23 protein-coding genes and 1 pseudogene are annotated in these 16627 nt (G+C 49.6%); 20 read left to right on the plus strand and 4 right to left on the minus strand.

Translation table 11 applies throughout. The features are described 5' to 3' along the window. Positions 1-62: 62 nt before the first annotated feature. Both DW47_RS0113850 and DW47_RS0113855 read right to left on the minus strand, forming a co-directional pair. On the minus strand, positions 63-1115 hold the full coding sequence (locus DW47_RS0113850; protein WP_029687017.1) for a phage portal protein: 1053 nt from the start codon (positions 1113-1115) through the stop codon (positions 63-65). Then, positions 1115-2881: a terminase ATPase subunit family protein gene (locus tag DW47_RS0113855; RefSeq protein ID WP_029687019.1), complete on the minus strand. Its 1767-nt coding sequence runs from the start codon at positions 2879-2881 to the stop codon at positions 1115-1117. The genes DW47_RS0113850 and DW47_RS0113855 overlap by 1 nt, the downstream gene beginning before the upstream one ends. Positions 2882-3022: 141 nt before the next feature. Between DW47_RS0113855 and DW47_RS0113860 the strand changes: the two genes are divergently transcribed. The 11 genes from DW47_RS0113860 to DW47_RS0113905 all read left to right on the plus strand — a co-directional run bounded on the left by DW47_RS0113860 (position 3023) and on the right by DW47_RS0113905 (position 8492). Next, positions 3023-3856 carry a GPO family capsid scaffolding protein gene (locus DW47_RS0113860; RefSeq protein ID WP_029687020.1) on the plus strand — a complete coding sequence of 278 codons (834 nt, stop codon included), beginning with the start codon at positions 3023-3025 and terminating at the stop codon, positions 3854-3856. Between the two features lie 15 nt (positions 3857-3871). Beyond that, positions 3872-4975 carry a phage major capsid protein, P2 family gene (locus DW47_RS0113865; protein WP_051150975.1) on the plus strand — a complete coding sequence of 368 codons (1104 nt, stop codon included), beginning with the start codon at positions 3872-3874 and terminating at the stop codon, positions 4973-4975. Positions 4976-4978: 3 nt separating this feature from the next. Further along, positions 4979-5629 (plus strand): phage terminase small subunit, encoded by a 651-nt coding sequence (locus DW47_RS0113870; protein WP_029687022.1) that lies wholly within the window; start codon positions 4979-4981, stop codon positions 5627-5629. A 92-nt stretch (positions 5630-5721) separates the two neighbouring features. Next, a complete protein-coding gene (locus tag DW47_RS0113875; protein ID WP_029687023.1) occupies positions 5722-6186 on the plus strand; it encodes a head completion/stabilization protein in 465 nt (154 codons plus the stop codon). Beyond that, positions 6186-6389: a tail protein X gene (locus DW47_RS0113880; RefSeq protein WP_029687024.1), complete on the plus strand. Its 204-nt coding sequence runs from the start codon at positions 6186-6188 to the stop codon at positions 6387-6389. The genes DW47_RS0113875 and DW47_RS0113880 overlap by 1 nt, the downstream gene beginning before the upstream one ends. 3 nt (positions 6390-6392) lie before the next feature. After that, entirely contained in the window at positions 6393-6608 is a 216-nt protein-coding gene (locus DW47_RS0113885; protein ID WP_029687025.1) for an HP1 family phage holin, read from the plus strand. Then, positions 6589-7104 carry a lysozyme gene (locus DW47_RS0113890; RefSeq protein WP_029687026.1) on the plus strand — a complete coding sequence of 172 codons (516 nt, stop codon included), beginning with the start codon at positions 6589-6591 and terminating at the stop codon, positions 7102-7104. The genes DW47_RS0113885 and DW47_RS0113890 overlap by 20 nt, the downstream gene beginning before the upstream one ends. Then, positions 7101-7529, plus strand: coding sequence for an Rz-like lysis system protein LysB (gene lysB / locus DW47_RS0113895; protein WP_029687027.1), 429 nt, complete (start codon positions 7101-7103; stop codon positions 7527-7529). The genes DW47_RS0113890 and lysB overlap by 4 nt, the downstream gene beginning before the upstream one ends. Further along, positions 7417-7662, plus strand: a complete 246-nt coding sequence (gene lysC / locus DW47_RS17760) for an Rz1-like lysis system protein LysC (RefSeq protein WP_241430767.1) — start codon at positions 7417-7419, stop codon at positions 7660-7662. Before lysB ends, lysC begins: the two co-directional genes overlap by 113 nt. Next, positions 7625-8056, plus strand: coding sequence for a phage tail protein (locus DW47_RS0113900; RefSeq protein ID WP_029687029.1), 432 nt, complete (start codon positions 7625-7627; stop codon positions 8054-8056). Before lysC ends, DW47_RS0113900 begins: the two co-directional genes overlap by 38 nt. Continuing rightward, complete coding sequence (locus tag DW47_RS0113905) at positions 8049-8492, plus strand: phage virion morphogenesis protein (protein ID WP_029687031.1); 444 nt, start codon at positions 8049-8051, stop codon at positions 8490-8492. The genes DW47_RS0113900 and DW47_RS0113905 overlap by 8 nt, the downstream gene beginning before the upstream one ends. Positions 8493-8521: 29 nt before the next feature. Here the strand turns inward: DW47_RS0113905 and DW47_RS0113910 are convergent, their stop codons facing one another. Both DW47_RS0113910 and DW47_RS0113915 read right to left on the minus strand, forming a co-directional pair. Next, positions 8522-9175: an HNH endonuclease gene (locus DW47_RS0113910; protein ID WP_029687032.1), complete on the minus strand. Its 654-nt coding sequence runs from the start codon at positions 9173-9175 to the stop codon at positions 8522-8524. Beyond that, complete coding sequence (locus DW47_RS0113915; protein ID WP_029687033.1) at positions 9175-10407, minus strand: AAA family ATPase; 1233 nt, start codon at positions 10405-10407, stop codon at positions 9175-9177. Before DW47_RS0113915 ends, DW47_RS0113910 begins: the two co-directional genes overlap by 1 nt. Before the next feature lie 86 nt (positions 10408-10493). On the opposite strand from DW47_RS0113915, the gene DW47_RS0113920 reads away from it, so the two are divergent. The 9 genes and pseudogenes from DW47_RS0113920 (at position 10494) to DW47_RS0113965 (ending at position 16616) form a co-directional block, all read left to right on the plus strand. Continuing rightward, the gene (locus tag DW47_RS0113920) at positions 10494-11072 is read left to right on the plus strand and encodes a phage baseplate assembly protein V (protein WP_029687035.1); all 579 of its coding nucleotides are present in this window, start codon (positions 10494-10496) and stop codon (positions 11070-11072) included. Further along, entirely contained in the window at positions 11069-11428 is a 360-nt protein-coding gene (locus DW47_RS0113925) for a GPW/gp25 family protein (RefSeq protein ID WP_029687036.1), read from the plus strand. The genes DW47_RS0113920 and DW47_RS0113925 overlap by 4 nt, the downstream gene beginning before the upstream one ends. Then, positions 11415-12323 (plus strand): baseplate assembly protein, encoded by a 909-nt coding sequence (locus DW47_RS0113930; protein WP_029687037.1) that lies wholly within the window; start codon positions 11415-11417, stop codon positions 12321-12323. The genes DW47_RS0113925 and DW47_RS0113930 overlap by 14 nt, the downstream gene beginning before the upstream one ends. Next, a complete protein-coding gene (locus tag DW47_RS0113935) occupies positions 12316-12921 on the plus strand; it encodes a phage tail protein I (protein WP_029687038.1) in 606 nt (201 codons plus the stop codon). The genes DW47_RS0113930 and DW47_RS0113935 overlap by 8 nt, the downstream gene beginning before the upstream one ends. Then, positions 12918-13418 (plus strand): annotated as a pseudogene (locus DW47_RS0113940) (phage tail protein); the annotation flags it as partial. The gene DW47_RS0113935 and the pseudogene DW47_RS0113940, both read left to right, overlap by 4 nt. Before the next feature lie 560 nt (positions 13419-13978). Continuing rightward, the gene (locus tag DW47_RS16735; protein WP_051150976.1) at positions 13979-14437 is read left to right on the plus strand and encodes a tail fiber assembly protein; all 459 of its coding nucleotides are present in this window, start codon (positions 13979-13981) and stop codon (positions 14435-14437) included. A 132-nt stretch (positions 14438-14569) separates the two neighbouring features. Further along, a complete protein-coding gene (locus tag DW47_RS0113955) occupies positions 14570-15742 on the plus strand; it encodes a phage tail sheath protein (protein WP_029687040.1) in 1173 nt (390 codons plus the stop codon). Positions 15743-15754: 12 nt separating this feature from the next. Further along, on the plus strand, positions 15755-16270 hold the full coding sequence (locus tag DW47_RS0113960; protein WP_029687041.1) for a phage major tail tube protein: 516 nt from the start codon (positions 15755-15757) through the stop codon (positions 16268-16270). A gap of 43 nt (positions 16271-16313) precedes the next feature. Continuing rightward, the gene (locus DW47_RS0113965) at positions 16314-16616 is read left to right on the plus strand and encodes a phage tail assembly protein (RefSeq protein ID WP_029687042.1); all 303 of its coding nucleotides are present in this window, start codon (positions 16314-16316) and stop codon (positions 16614-16616) included. Positions 16617-16627 lie beyond the last annotated feature (11 nt).

Consider the following 16627-nt stretch of genomic DNA (forward strand, 5'->3'; position numbering starts at 1 on the left):
TTTTTTTCAATATGGGAATTATTTACGTAAACAGTTAATTGTTCAACTGTTCCACTGATGAGTTAATTAATACAATTATCTTCATCGAGTTCAAGACCATAGGGATTGAAGCAGATAATATCCTCTTCTAACCATTCATTCAGCTCTTCCAGTCTTCTTTGCAGAGGCATCAGTTCATTCCTCACAAACACCCGACTCGCCTTCTCTACATCCCCAAAACCCCCAACATTATTCGGCATAATGCCCATCATCTGCGGCGGCACGCGGTGTGCTGCCAGCATGTCATCGCGACTGACGTTCTTGATATTCAGAAACTCATCCCTGGCCGCAACCTCGGACAACGGTATGATCTGGATACCGTCCTTTTTGCCGTTGGGCGAGTACATAAACAGGTTGCGGAAATTGCCTGGTCCCTTGGCACTTTTCATGGCCTGACGGATATTGTTTACATCTTCCTGGTTCTGGGCGGCATCGGTCATATACATGATGAATCCTGCGTGGCTGCCGTTGATATAATATTTCCGGCGAAACAGGGTAGCGGACTCGTTCAGTAGGGCCGAAGGAATTGCGGACAGGTACTCCGGCAGGCCATAAATTTCCTGATTTAAATCCGGTTCCATCAGATGAAAAATGCTGTCTTTGGTGAACTCATAGGGCTGGGTAGTCATACCGTATTGCACAAACCAGTATGTGTCGAGATCGATCCCGCGCCGGGTATATTTTGCCAGCGATGGTTCCAGCGAGAGGATGCCGCCCAGCCGGTTAGTGCGTTTCTCCAGGTAGGCATTCCCGAATACCAGATAATCCTGCACAAAGCGGCTGAATGCCTGCTGGCTCAACAGCGGATGCGGGATAAAAGTGCTGGTCAGAATGTTACGCTTCACGTTAATCGGGGAGCTGTGATGCACAGCAGCGCGATAGGTCCGTGCCAGTCCGTCAAAGCTGACGGGCGGTTCATACCAGCGATCCATCTGTACACATTCCACATAGTCCAGTAGCTCGCGGCGGTCCAGAACGGGGACAGGATCACCAAAGCTGAAAGCTTCGGCTCGAGGAGTATCGTTATGTTGAATGTTATGGGTGTCTGTAGCGCGTTTTTTCTTACTGTTACCCATTAAAAAATCTCCACAATGTTGCTGGTATTAGCTGCTTCGCCCTGCAGCGGTTCGTTAAACAGTGCATGCATCGTTGCCCAGGCCAGATCTGCATGGCTGGCTTCTTCGCTGCGACTGGCCTCATAGGTTGGCCGGTTTCCGCTGGCGGTAGTGGCGCGACGGATAGCCATAAAGGACTGGGCTATGTCTGTGTGTCCGGCGTCAAACTCCAGACGGCGGTGGCTGATAATGTCGTATGCTTTGAGTACCAGGGCATTTTTGACATTGGGGTTATAGACAAACTCACGTACTGCGGGAAAGAACGCTTTCACGTTCTCATAGACACCGTGGCCGACACCGGTTGAGTCAATGCCGATATAGGTCACGTTGTACTGGCGCGTGAGTTTTTTGATGGCATCAGCCTGGGCGCGAAAGTCCATTCCGCGCCACTGATGGCGCTCAAGAATACGAAATTTACCGCCGGGTACGGTGGGAGGGGCCATTACCACACACCCGGCACTGTCACCGTTCTGTGTACCCTTTGCCGGATCGTAACCGATCCAGACTTCGTGCCAGCCAAACGGCCGCAGCGCCAGCGCCTGGAAATCGGGCCAGATTTCCCAGCTGTCCACCATGCACTGTTGCAGCTCGCTGAGCGGAAATACTGACGCCAGGTCGTCAATGAACTCGCACAACAGCAGGTTGCGGTATTCGTCCGGACTGTACTCCATACGCAACTGTTCGAGGTCAAACAGATTGCAGCCGCCATGCACGGCATCCTCTACGGTAACGATCTGCCGATACTGTCCATCAGGGCATAACAGGCCGGAGGCCAGATTGCGGTGGGTCAGGTCAATGTCTACTTTATCCGCTTTGGCACGGCCGCGGTTGAACAGTACGCCGGACCAGAACGGATAAGCGCTGTGGGTCAGGCTGGACGGCGTGGAAAAATAGGTTTGTCGCCATTTCTTGTGAATGGCCATACCGGAGGCAACCTTGCGTAGCTCCTGGAATTTCGGTATCCAGAAATATTCATCAAGATACAGATTGCCGTGGTAGCTCTGTGCCGTTCGTGCGTTGGTGCCAAGGAAATACAGACATGCGCCGTTGCTGAGTGCCATCGGGTCGCCTTTCAGTTCCACATCTACCTCTTTTGCAAAGTCGATGATGTACTGTTTGAAGACATGCGCTTGTGCCTTACTGGCTGAGAGAAAAATCTGGTTACGTCCAGTGGTGATAGCATCAAGCAGTGCCTCACGGGCAAAGAAGTATGTTGCCCCAATCTGACGCGATTTAAGCAGGTTACGAATGCGGTGTTTTATGCCTGCCTGCCACCAGTGACGCTGATATTCAAACATACCGTTACGGAAGATTTCTTCCAGCTTTTCGGTTTGCTCATCGGTGAAAACGTTCTTTTCGGGCTTCCTGCGCGGGCCTTTATTACGGTTGGCCACTTTCGGGTTTAAATCGGCTTCGTTCCCGCCATGGTTAAATTTATCAATTCGCGCATGGCGTTCTGATTGTCGCGCCAGCAGATCAATTTCCTTGAAGTCTTTACCTTCTTTTTGCGTCTTCATGATGAGCTGGCAGTAACGTGCCGCAGTGGTGAGCTGCATCTGATCGAGTGGCCCGTAATCGACCCATTTATCGCGCTTTTTCCAGCTGTGAACGGTTGCGACTTTCTCGCCCAGCATTTCAGAAATGCGGGCTATGCGGTACCCCTGAAAGTACAGCAGCATGGCCTGCCGTCGGGGATCGAGATCTGCGGGGGAAAGCATGGTGTTCATGGGCCAAACATACGGCCTTGCCTGGCGGCTTTCCCCGGCTGAGATTTGTATGGTTTATCGTACAAGCTCTGCGCGTTGTTTCACTCCCTCAATCACCGCAACCATAAGGCACAGGTATGTTTCTTAAACGGAGCACGGTTCATGACAGTGAAAGCAAAGCGTTTCCGTATCGGGGTGGAAGGTGCCACCACTGACGGGCGTGAAATCCAGCGTGAATGGCTGGTACAGATGGCAGCCAGTTACAATCCGACGGTCTATACCGCGCTGATTAACCTTGAGCACATCAAATCCTATCTGCCTGACAGTACATTTAACCGTTACGGCAGAGTCACGGGGCTGGTTGCAGAGGAAATCAATGACGGTCCGCTGGCGGGCAGGATGGCGCTTTATGCCGATATAGAACCCACAGCACCGCTGGTGGAACTGGTGAAAAAGGGCCAGAAGCTTTTTACCTCCATGGAGGTCAGTACGAAATTTGCCGATACAGGCAATGCCTATCTTGTGGGACTTGGTGCGACAGATGATCCGGCGAGCCTCGGTACTGAAATGCTCGCATTCAGCGCCAGAGCCGCACATAACCCACTGACAAGCCGTAAGCTAAATCCTGAAAATCTGTTTTCGGAAGCGGTCGAAACTCTTATCGAATTCGAAGAACTCCCAGATGAAAAAACGTCCCTGTTTGCCCGCGTTACCGCTTTGTTTAATAAAAAAGAGCAGAACGATGATGTCCGTTTTACCGATGTGCACAAAGCAGTGGAGTTGATTGCTACCGAACAGCAAAACCTGAGCGAACGCACTGACAACTCCCATTCCCGACAGAACAAGCGCCTTGCTGAACTGGAACTCTCCTTGCAGAAACAGCAGACCGCCTTTGCTGATCTTGAGCAGAAGCTGAGCAGCGAAGACCGCCGGAAAGACTACCGCCAGCGCGCTCCGGGTGGCAATGCACCGGCAGGCACTCTGACCAACTGCTGATGGAGCATAAACCTGATGAAAAAGAAAACCCGCTTTGCCTTTAACGCTTATCTGCAGCAGCTGGCACGCCTGAACGGTGTGGCAATCGAAGAACTCTCCTGTAAATTCACTGTGGAGCCTTCTGTACAGCAGACGCTGGAAGACCAGATCCAGCTGTCAGCTGCCTTTCTGACACTGGTTAATATCACTCCGGTCACTGAACAATCCGGCCAGTTACTGGGGCTGGGAGTGGGCAGCACTATTGCCGGAACGACCGATACGACGTCCAAAGAGCGTGAACCTACCGATCCGACGCTGATGGAGGATATGGATTATAAATGTGAGCAGACCAACTTTGATACGGTACTGACCTACGCAAAACTGGACTTATGGGCGAAGTACCAGGACTTTCAGGTGCGTATCCGCAACACCATCGTTAAGCGTCAGGCACTGGACCGCATCATGATTGGTTTTAACGGTGTGAAGCGCGCCAAAACGTCCAATCGTGCTGAGAACCCGCTACTGCAGGACGTCAATAAAGGCTGGCTGCAGAAACTGCGCGAAGATGCACCGGATCACGTGATGGGCAGTCAAATCGCAGAGGATGGCACTGTTACTGCAGATCCGGTAAAAGTCGGCCCCGGTGGTAAGTATGTGAATCTGGATGCTGTGGTGATGGATACCGTCAATGAGTTGATCGATGCGGTTTATCAGGACGATGACGACCTGGTTGTCATTTGCGGACGTGAACTGCTGTCTGATAAATATTTTCCTTTGGTCAATAAAGAACAGGAAAACAGCGAGAAAATTGCCGCCGATCTAATCATCAGTCAGAAACGTATGGGCGGCCTGCAGGCTGTACGTGCGCCTTACTTCCCGGCCAATGCGCTGTTGATCACCCGCCTGGATAATCTTTCTATCTACTGGCAGGAAGATACCCGCCGCCGTTCAGTCATCGATAACCCGAAACGCGATCGGATTGAAAATTTTGAATCCGTCAATGAGGCGTATGTGGTCGAGGACTATCGATGTGCTGCGCTGGTCGAAAATATCGAAATCGGTAATTTTATTCCGCCGGAAGTTCCTGCTGAAGAGCCAGAAGAACCAGAAGAGCCAGAAGAAACCGAAACCGGGGAATAGCGTATGAGTCTAAGTCCAGCCCGGCAGCACCGCCTGCGTATTCAGGCCGAACAGGCCACCCGAGTGGGGGGGAATGTTCGCCACGCAACCGGCTATGACCTGATGCTGCTGCAACTTGCGGAGGACCGCCGTCGCCTCAAAGGCATCCAGTCCACGGTGAAAAAGGCGGAAACCAAAGCTGAACTACTGCCGAAATATTGCACCTGGGTTGAGGGTGTACTGGCTGCCGGAGGGACACAGCAGGATGACGTACTGATGTATGTGATGCTGTGGCGCATTGATGCCGGTGATTATGCCGGAGCATTGGAGATTGGTCGTCATGCGCTGTCCCATGGCTGGGTGATGCCACTGGGTAACCGTAACGTACAGACCGTGCTGGCAGAAGAAATGGCAGACTCGGCACAAAGTGCTCTGCTTGCAGCAGTCGGTTTTGATGATGATCTGCTTCTAAAGACGCTGGATCTGACAATGGATCTGGATATGCCGGATCAGTCCAGGGCGCGTCTGCATAAAGCCATTGGTGCTGTACAGAGCGAGAGCAACCCTGCATCAGCCCTGAATCATCTTATTCATGCGCTACAGCTTGATCCCCGCTGTGGTGTAAAAAAAGAAAAGCAGCAGCTGGAGCGCAGACTGCGCAATGACAGCCGCTAACGAACGTGCCCCGCGCACGGGCGGCACCGGGTAGTGAAAGGCATGGCCATTCCAAATTCGGTTCACCGCCCACTTATTGAGGAGAAAGCCTGATGCAGTTTATTGCGCCCGAACAGGCCCCTGTACAGGCGGAGGTCATCCAAAATACACCTTTCTGGCCTGATGTCGATCTCTCGGAGTTTCGAAGTGTAATGCGTACTGATGGTACCGTGACGCAGCCGCGTTTAACGCAGATTCTGCTGTCGGTAATTTCTGAGGTTAACGCAGAGCTTTATGATTTCCGGAACCGGCAGCAGAGGCTGGGTTATCAGGCGCTGGCTGAGGTCCCGGCAGAAATACTGGACGGGCAAAGCGAACGTATCCGGCATTACCACAACGCCATCTTTTGCTGGGCACGTGCAGTTATCAATGAACGCTATCAGGACTATGACGCCACAGCATCAGGAGTGAAGCGAGGAGATGAGCTGGCGGAGGCCAGCGGTGATTTGTGGCGAGATGCCCGCCGTGCTGTAAGCCGGGTGCAGGATAATCCGCAGTGTACGGTAGAACTTATCTGATGAAAGTTCGGGTATATCAGTATGACACGGTAGACGCACTTTGCTGGCGGCACTATGGACGTACACAAGGTGTTACTGAGCAGGTTTTGCAGGCAAATCCGGGGCTGGCTGACTACGGAGCCTTTTTACCGCACGGACTGGAAGTGGAACTGCCAGATATTACGGCATCAGCCACTATGCAGACCGTCCAGTTATGGGACTGAATTATGAGTTTAGAACGGATCAGCTCCTTCATCACTTACTGTATCGCCGTACTGCTGGCATGGCTTGGTGATCTGTCACTCAAAGATGTGTCTACGGTAGCTGGCATCCTGCTTGGGGTACTGATGCTGGCTATCAATTGGTACTACAAACACCAGTCTTTAAGGTTATTACGCAGCGGTAAAATATCCCGGAAAGACTATGAAACCTTCAATCGTTAAGCGCTGCCTTATCGGGGCAGTACTGTCAATTGCTGCTACGTTGCCGGGTTTTCAGTTACTTCATACTTCCGTTGAAGGGCTGAAACTGATTGCTGATTACGAAGGATGCCGCCTGCAGCCTTATCAGTGCAGAGCGGGTGTGTGGACCGACGGGGTCGGTAATACGAACGGTGTGGTCCCTGGAAAAACCATTACGGAGCAGCAGGCGGCGAAAGGGCTTATCACCAACGTGTTGCTCGTGGAGCGGGCGTTGGATAAGTGCGTAGTGCCGCCGATGCCGCAGAAAGTCTATGACGCGGTGGTATCTTTTGCTTTTAACGTGGGCACTGGCAACGCATGCGGTTCTACGCTGGTTAAGTTGTTAAATCAGCGACGCTGGACGGATGCATGCCATCAGCTGCCACGCTGGGTATACGTCAAAGGTGTGTTTAATCGGGGGCTGGATAACCGGCGTGCGCGGGAAATGGCCTGGTGTTTAAAAGGAACTGGCACATGACGCGCCTGCTGTCAGTTTTGCTGCTGGTGATGGGTGTAGTACTGGCCGGGCTTTTGTGGTGGCTGAATAATGCCAGTCACATTATTGAGATGCAGGGCACAGAGCTGGTAAGTAAAACGCAGCAACTGACGGAGAAAAATAGCCAGCTTATCGGGTTGTCCATTCTGACTGAAACCAACAGCCGGGAACAGACACGGCTTTATGCGGCAGCGGAAGATACGGCGGCACTGCTTCGAAGCCGTCAGTACTGGATAAGGGAGCTGAAAAGTGAAAATGAAGATTTACGCCGCTGGGCTGATAATCCTTTGCCTGCTGACATTACCCGGCTGCGGGAGCGTCCGGCCATCGCCGGAGGTGCGGCTTACCGTAAGTGGCTGTCCCGAAGTGACGCAGTGCCGTCTGGAAAGATCAGCGCCGCGCAGTAACGGCGATCTGAATACAGCACTGGATGAAACCGAAGCCGCCTGGGCTGCCTGTGCTGACAAAGTCGATATGATTATCACGTGTCAGGAGCGAGGCCGTGAACAAACCACAGTCTTTACGCAACGCCCTGAATAAAGCAGTAGCTTATGTGCGGGATAACCCGGACAAGCTGCACCTTTTTATTGATAACGGATCACTGGTAGCGACTGGGGCTGCCTCTATGTCATGGGAATACCGCTATACCCTGAACGTAATCGTTGAGGATTTCAGTGGCGACCAGAATCTGCTGATGGCTCCTGTACTGTTGTGGCTTCGTGCTAATCAGTCTGACGCTATTCACAATTCGGAATTGCGTGAAAAGCTGTTCACCTTTGAAGTGGATATTCTGCGTAATGATGTCTGTGATATAAGCCTGAGCCTGCAACTGACGGAGCGTGTTCTGGTGAGCACTGACGGCAGCGTATCGAACGTTGAAGCGATACCCGAACCGGGCGATCCTGAAGAAATATGGACGGTAAAACATGGATGAGCTGCAAAGGGTAGATGACTGGCTGGTGGCTCTGCTGGCGAATCTGGACCCGTCCGCACGTAAGCGTATGATGTACGAACTGGCGCAGCAATTACGCCGTACACAAAAGCGAAACATCCGGCTGCAGCGTAATCCCGATGGCAGTGGCTATGTGCCACGAAAAGTCATGGCCCGGACCAAAAAGGGGCGTATTAAACAGCAGATGTTTACGAAGTTGCGTACCACAAAATATCTGAAAACTGCAGCCAGCGCGAACTCTGCCAGCGTGCAGTTTGACGGGAAGGTGCAGCGTATTGCCCGGGTCCATCACTACGGCCTGCGTGATCGGGTAAGCCGTAGAGGGCCGACGGTACGTTATGCAGAACGTCGGCTGCTGGGGGTTAGCAGGCAGATAATAAACGTTACAAAAGGCACTTTACTGTTATGGTTGATATAACGATGTGGCGCAGCCACATCGTTAACTATTTAGTCCATAAATGGTTCGAGTATTGCACTTAATTCGTGATCATCCATTATGATCCATCTACAAAATGCAGAAAAGGCGGCTTCTCGTCTAATCAACATTTTCATTTTTTCAATTAAAAAATCTTTTTGTTGTTGTGGTGTGTCTTCCTCATAATATTCATTGATGTTTCTTATTAGTTTTTGTGTTGCTTTTGTAACTTGAGAACGAAGAGTAGCAGAGGTTAATTTCTTACTGATAGTATGGTCACTATTATATACTTTATTTAAAAGCTTAGCTGTAATTTCTGTCTTTTCATCGTTAAATAATGCTTCAACAGTAACTCTCTTAGTTCGATATGAAAACCCGGGGAGGAGTTTTATTTTATCCCATACTTTTTCTTGGCAGCAATCCAATAAGCCTTCGTATTTTGTTAGTTTTATATTATTACAGCGAGCGCATGATAAATAAAGATTTTCCCAATCGAAGGTTCTTTCATTATTACTTCCTTTAGGTTTGAAGTGTTCGATGTTTATATCTAATGGCTCCTTTATTTCACAAATGTAACATTTTCCAAAAAAACATGATTGTAAAGCATCATGTACGTCTGCACTATCGTAATGGACTTTTTTTGATAAGGAAATCGGCGCAGGATATGTCCTGGTAACTTTGAACATTACGGCTCCTGATGATTTTTATTTTTGTATTGAAGGATTTTCATTCTAGCGTAGTCTAAAAATGCACTTGCTTGGTTATCCATTGCCCCCTCAGATAAAGCTAAGGATTCTATTAACTGACCACCTAATTCTATGTTTTCTTTGTTTAAGGTTGAAATTATTTCTTCAATTTCCTCAAGTTTATCTGATAGTACTTTTGATATTGGATCTACACCGAATAATTCTTGAAGTATTATATCGTATGAATATGAAGATACATCCGTGATTTGCTGATTGCTTGATAAATCGTATATAACCGCATTAGTCACTGATGTCACAACAAATGGAGAGTGAGTAGTAACGATAAATTGTATTTTTGGGAATGCAGTTGTAAAAAACCTAAAGATTTGTTTTTGTAATGAAACGTGTAAATGAGCATCTATTTCATCAATGAATATTATACCTTCAATGCTGTCTGGTGTTAACTCCCACATTTCTATACGCATTATCAGATCAGCATAAATTCTCAGTATAGATGAGTAGCCAGACGATAAGGTCTGTAATGTGAACTTGGATTTATTGTCTTGATATAGATAGAATTTACCCTCTTTACTATCGAAGTTTAATCGGAAATTAGGGTCTTCGAATAACTTCTGTAAGTCTGACTCTATTTTATCAAACCAAACCTGTATTCTTACTGCTTTTTCATCATCCTGTTCAAAGGAAATTGCATAGCTTTGTGATGTCTTTAAACTAACTAAATAGTTTTCAAAGATGTTATCACCATCCCTTTGATTTGAAAAGTGGGCGTTCTCTTTAACTAGCTCTGAAAACATGGGGACGTTTTTGGGTGCGCTAATTGATGCTTCTCTTAGAGCCTTATGAAAACGTAATAATGAACGGGATTTGGAATTTTCCTTATTTCTCGTGGTGATATTTAAGTGGTTGAGGGTTTTTATTCTACTTTTTATTTTTCGTGATACTTCTTCATAAGATGAGTATGAGTTGCCATCGCGACCTTCACGTTCCATTAACTCTTTATAAATTGAAACTTGTTGCTCAAGATGTTCCTTGTTGTTATTGTTTTGATCGTCAAGTCCATCTTTTAAATATTCATAAATTGAAGTGATAAAGCTTGTTTTTCCACTACCATTCCCCCCAGTAATTATTAGATTTTTTCCATCAAGATATATCTCTGCTTTTTTTTCTGTATAAGGAATTGGGATGGAAATTTCATTTATCGCTGTAAGCATATGTCCTCTTGTGTCATCACTGATACAAAGCGTTAATTCATAAATATAAACTAAATAGATTTATAGTCCATCAAAAAGAAGGGCTAATGAACGCACAACTTACCGAAATCATGCGCCTTATCACCAACCTGATCCGCACCGGCACTGTGACCGACGTGGATCGGGAGAACTGGCTGTGCCGGGTGAAAGTGGGGGAGCTTGAAACCAACTGGATTAACTGGCTAACGCTACGGGCAGGGGGCGGTCGTAGCTGGTGGTGCCCGTCGCCGGATGAGCAGGTGGTGGTGCTGAGCATGGGCGGCAACCTGGACACTGCTTTTGCGCTGCCTGCTATTTATTCCAGCCAGTTTCCGCCGCCGTCGGGTTCCGTGGATGGTTGCGTGACGGAGTACCCGGACGGAGGCTGGTTTGAGTACGAACCGGTTACCGGCCGCTGGTATGTCCGGGGTATCAAGTCGATGGTGATTGAAGCCGCTGACAATATCACCTTCAAAACCAGCAAACTTCTGGTGGAGGCTGACAGCACTCGTATTAATAGTGAGTTGGTGATCAACGGTAGCGTCACACAGGGCGGTGGGGCGATGAGTTCAAATGGTATCGTGGCGGATAAACACGTGCACAGCAAAGTGAAGTCCGGCGGCGATACTTCCGGGGGGCCGGTATGACGCTCTATATCGGGATGAATCGTAATGACGGGCAGCGTATTACGGACACTGACCATCTGCGTCAGTCGGTGCGGGATATTCTGCTGACGCCACAAGGTAGTCGGCTTTCCCGCCGGGACTACGGTTCCCTGCTATCCGCCCTGATTGACCAGCCACAAAATCCGGCACTGCGTTTGCAGATCATGTCCGCAGTCTACGTGGCCCTGAGCCGCTGGGAGCCACGGTTTACGCTGGATACTATCGTCATCAGTAGCAATTTTGATGGCTCCATGGTGGTTGATGTTGCCGGGCAGCGTAATAACGGCGCACCGGTTTCTCTATCAATATCAACAGGAGCTGACAATGGCAGTGATTGATCTCTCCCAGCTACCAGCACCGCAGATAGTGGATATACCGGATTTTGAAGGGTTGCTTGCTGAGCGTAAGGCTTCCTTTGTGGCTCTCTATCCTGAGGATGAGCAAGATGCGGTGAGCCGCACTCTGGCGCTGGAATCAGAACCTGTCACTAAACTACTGCAGGAAAGTACCTACCGTGAAATCCTCTTGCGTCAGCGGATTAATGAGGCAGCACAGGCGGTTATGGTGGCGTATGCCATTGGCAGCGATCTCGATCAGCAGGCAGCCAACTACAACGTTAAACGCCTAGGGATAACACCTGCTGACAACGATACGATGATACCGGCCGTAACCGTTATGGAAAGCGATGATGCTCTCCGTTTGCGGGTTCCTGCTGCGTTCGAGGGGGTATCTGTTGCGGGGCCAACAGCAGCTTATGAGTTTCATGCAAAGAGTGCGGACGGACGTGTGGCAGATGCCAGCGCAACCAGTCCTGCACCTGCAGAGGTGGTGCTTACCGTATTGAGCCGGGAGGGTGACGGCGTGGCAGAGGCAGATCTGCTGGCGGTAGTTGATGAGGCACTTAACCGCGAAAATGTGCGTCCGGTAGCTGATCGTCTTACGGTACGCAGCGCAGAAATTATTCCATACACCGTAGATGCGACGATCTTTCTTTATCCGGGACCGGAAGCTGAGCCAGTGATGGTAGCGGCAAAAGCCAGCCTGCAAAATTACATTACCAGCCAGACAAGGCTGGGCCGTGATATTCGCCGCAGTGCTATTTATGCTGCATTGCATGTTGAGGGGGTTCAGCGTGTGGAACTGGCCGCGCCAATTGATGATGTGGTGCTGAATAAGATGCAGGCAGCATCCTGTTCGCAGTGGAGCATAACCAACGGTGGCACGGATGAATAGCCTGTTACCTCCCGGTTCCTCTCCGCTTGAGCGTCGACTGGCAGAGACGTGCAGCGGCATTTCTGAATTGCAGATACCGCTGCGTGATTTATGGAATCCGATAACGTGCCCGGTCAGTTTCCTGCCGTATCTGGCCTGGGCTTTTTCCGTTGACCGCTGGGATGAAAGCTGGACTGAGAGTGTAAAGCGTCGTGTGGTGCAGGATGCTTTCTATATCCATCAACATAAAGGCACAGCCAGCGCCGTTAGGCGCGTTGTAGAGCCTTTTGGATTCATGATCCGCATCATTGAGTGGTGGCAGACCAGTGAGGTGCCGGGGACGTTTCGGCTGGATATTGGTGTGCAGGACCAGGGCATTACAGAAGAAATTTATCTGGAACTGGAACGCCTGATCAGTGATGCAAAACCGTGCAGTCGCCATCTGATTGGTATCTCCATCAATCTGCAGAGTAGTGGCGCATATTTTGTGGGTGCAGCCACTTATACCGGTGAAGAAATCACGATCTATCCATACATAAACGAAACCATTATTTCCTGCGGGATCGCGAATGAGGGCATGGCGATCCATGTTATTGACACAATGAGAGTAAATCCATGAGCGCAAAATTTTATACCCTGCTGACGGATATTGGTGCGGCGAAACTGGCTAGCGCAACCGCGCTTGGCTTGCCCCTGAAAATTACTCATATGGCAGTGGGGGACGGTGATGGCACTCTTCCGTTACCCAGTGCAGAGCAAGTACAGCTGGTTGCTGAAAAGCGTCGTGCTGAGTTAAATATGCTGTATATCGACCCGCAGAACAGTAGCCAGATTATTGCTGAGCAGGTAATTCCTGAAACCGAGGGAGGCTGGTGGATTCGTGAAGTAGGTTTGTTCGATGAAACCGGCTCTTTGATAGCCGTGGGAAACTGTCCGGAAAGCTATAAGCCACAACTGACAGAGGGAAGCGGGCGCACTCAGACTGTGCGTATGGTGCTGATTACCAGCAGTACAGATAATATCACTTTGAAGATTGACCCGTCCGTGGTGCTGGCAACACGAAAATATGTAGATGATAAGGTGCTGGAGCTACAGGTAGATGTTGATGACCTGATAATCGGCCTGTCAGGTAAGCTTTCCAAAGATCAAAACGGTGCGGACATCCCTGAACCGGATCTGTTCATTGAAAATATTGGGTTACCTGATTTATTCAATAAACGGGCTTTAATAACCGGTGATTCATCGCAGAAGTTTTTGGTCCAAAGCGTCCCCGAAGATAATAATTCGGCGGTACCCGTTTTGCTTCTTAATTCTGAATTAAATAAAAAAGCTGCTTTAAATGGCGATGCCAGTCAGTCATTTGCTGTCTCGGGAGGAGATTCACCAAACAGTGCAGTGGCTTATAATCAATTTCAGTCCGGATCTAACGGCAACGGAGCGTGGGTGAAAATGCCTGGTGATGAGCAATGGTGTCGTCACAATCTGAGCATTCCCGCTAATTCAACTATTATATGGACATTTCCGGCAGCATTTAGTAGTACACCCGCTCTGTTTGTCTCTGTTTTTAATGGTGCTCCCAATGTCTGGTTCAATGGTGCATCTTCCAGTGACGCAAGTTTATATAATGCGAACAGTTCTGATATTAACGTTAATGTACTGGCAATTTGGTAATTACTATGTCTGATAATACTGCACATCTTACTCAGGATGCTGAACCTATTTTTTTCACTAACCGATTTTTTATTTTGACGGATAATGACGCCTATGTGACCGGAATGATGATAGCTATAAATCAGGATGAAGCTGACAGATATGAATCTAAGGATCTGGCAGAGGTACCTAAAGATATATTTGAATCTATTGGCCAGGACTCGAAGTATATTGATGGGCAGGTAATACAAGGACAGCCCCGCATTCCGGTGCTAAACGGTGGCAGTGTTAATGCGATTAAAAGTGGATTGCTGCGGGAGGCTACTGACCGAATTCAGATATTACAGGATGCCATCGATTTGGAGATGTCGGAGGAAGGTGATGATCTACGGTTAATTAACTGGAAAAAATACCGAGTATTGCTTTCCCGGGTAGATATATTGATGTCCCAGGATATTAGCTGGCCAGAAGCGCCGAAAGATTAAACAGATCCCCGCAACTGCGGGGATTTTTAGATCACTTCCATTGTGCCATCCGCTGTACATAACCTGGTACGTGCGGTGCGCGCATATCAACCAGAACATATGCACATCCCAGTAAACCGGAGAAACTGCCTTATGGCTCAGGATTACCACCACGGTGTGCGCGTTGTTGAAGTCAACGAGGGCACCCGAACGATTACCACGGTGAGTACCGCTATCGTTGGCATGGTCTGCACCGGCGATGATGCTGATGCGGCCATGTTCCCCCTCAATAAACCGGTCCTGCTGACTGATGTACTGACCGCCAGCGGTAAGGCGGGGGAGTCCGGTACACTTGCGCGCTCGCTGGATGCGATTGCTGGCCAGGCGAAACCTGTGACTGTCGTTGTGCGCGTGGCGCAGGGTGACAGCGAAGCGGAAACAACCTCTAATATTATCGGTGGTGTGACCGCTGACGGGAAAAAAACCGGTATGAAGGCGCTACTCTCGGCGCAGACACAACTCGGCGTCAAGCCCCGCATTCTCGGTGTGCCCGGACATGACACGCAGGCCGTAGCGACAGAACTGCTGAGTGTGGCACAGAGTCTGCGCGGGTTTGCCTACCTGGCAGCTTATGGCTGTAAAACGGTGGAAGAAGCGATTACCTACCGCGACAATTTCAGCCAGCGTGAGGGGATGCTGATCTGGCCTGACTTCATCAACTTTGACACTGTACTGAATGCAGAGGCGACGGCTTACGCTTCCGCCAGGGCGCTCGGTCTTCGAGCAAAAATTGACGAGCAGACCGGCTGGCACAAGACTCTGTCCAACGTGGGAGTGAATGGTGTCACCGGTATTTCTGCTGATGTGTTCTGGGATCTGCAGGATCCGGCAACGGATGCCGGTCTGCTGAATCAAAATGAAGTGACTACCCTGATCCGCAAAGATGGTTTTCGCTTCTGGGGTTCCCGCTGCCTCAGTGATGATCCACTGTTTGCTTTTGAGAACTATACCCGCACCGCACAGGTACTGGCAGACACGATGGCAGAAGCGCATATGTGGGCAGTAGATCTACCGCTTAACCCGTCGCTGGCCCGTGACATTATCGAGGGTATTCGTGCCAGAATGCGTAGCCTGGTCAGTCAGGGGTATCTTATCGGCGGTGACTGCTGGCTGGATGAGAGTGTGAATGATAAAGACACGCTTAAAGCCGGAAAATTACTTATCGATTATGACTATACGCCAGTGCCTCCGCTGGAAAACTTGCTGCTACGTCAGCGCATCACGGACCAGTATCTGATCAATTTTGCCAGTCAGGTCAGTGCATAAGGAGATAGTCACATGGCTCTGCCACGTAAGTTAAAACACCTGAACCTGTTTAATGACGGAAATAACTGGCAGGGGATCGTTGAGTCTCTGAGTCTGCCAAAATTCACTCGCAAGTTTGAGAAGTATCGCGGCGGAGGTATGGCTGGCGCGGTGGACGTGGATATGGGACTGGATGATGGTGCTCTGGACACGGAATTTTCAATCGGTGGTACTGAACTGCTGCTATTCAGGCAGATGGGTAAAGCCACGGTGGATAGCATTCAGCTACGGTTTACTGGCTCCATACAGCGTGACGATACCGGAGAAGTACAGGCCGTGGAGCTGGTTGTTCGTGGACGTCACAAAGAGGTGGATTCCGGCGAGTGGAAAACTGGTGAGAGCAGTACCACCAAAATCAGTAGCACTAACAGCTATGCGAAGCTGACCATCAATGGAGAAGTACTGTATGAGGTTGATGTGGTCAACATGGTGGAAATCGTTGGCGGTGTGGATCTGATGGAAGCACATCGTAATGCGCTTGGCCTTTGATTCCTCTGGTCATCATGGTCGCCCTTCTTAACAGGAATATAAAATGCGTGATCAACACACTGAAAAAACAATTCAACTGGATACCCCGGTTATCCGTGGTAAAACAGAAATCAAAGAAGTTTTACTGCGTAAACCTCAGTCCGGTGCGCTGCGTGGTACCCGCCTGCAGGCGATTATGGATATGGATGTGGGTGCGATGATGACCATTATTCCGCGAATCTCTACTCCGGCGCTGACCGCGCAGGAAATGGCAGAGCTGGACCCTGCTGATCTCACCTCGCTTTCTGTCGAGGTGGTGACTTTTTTGTTGCCGAGGTCGGTGCTTGCCGGTTTACCGACAGCCTGACGGTTGATGAT

Origin of the sequence: Tatumella saanichensis, assembly GCF_000439375.1 — a bacterium.
Taxonomy (GTDB): Bacteria; Pseudomonadota; Gammaproteobacteria; order Enterobacterales; family Enterobacteriaceae; genus Tatumella; species Tatumella saanichensis.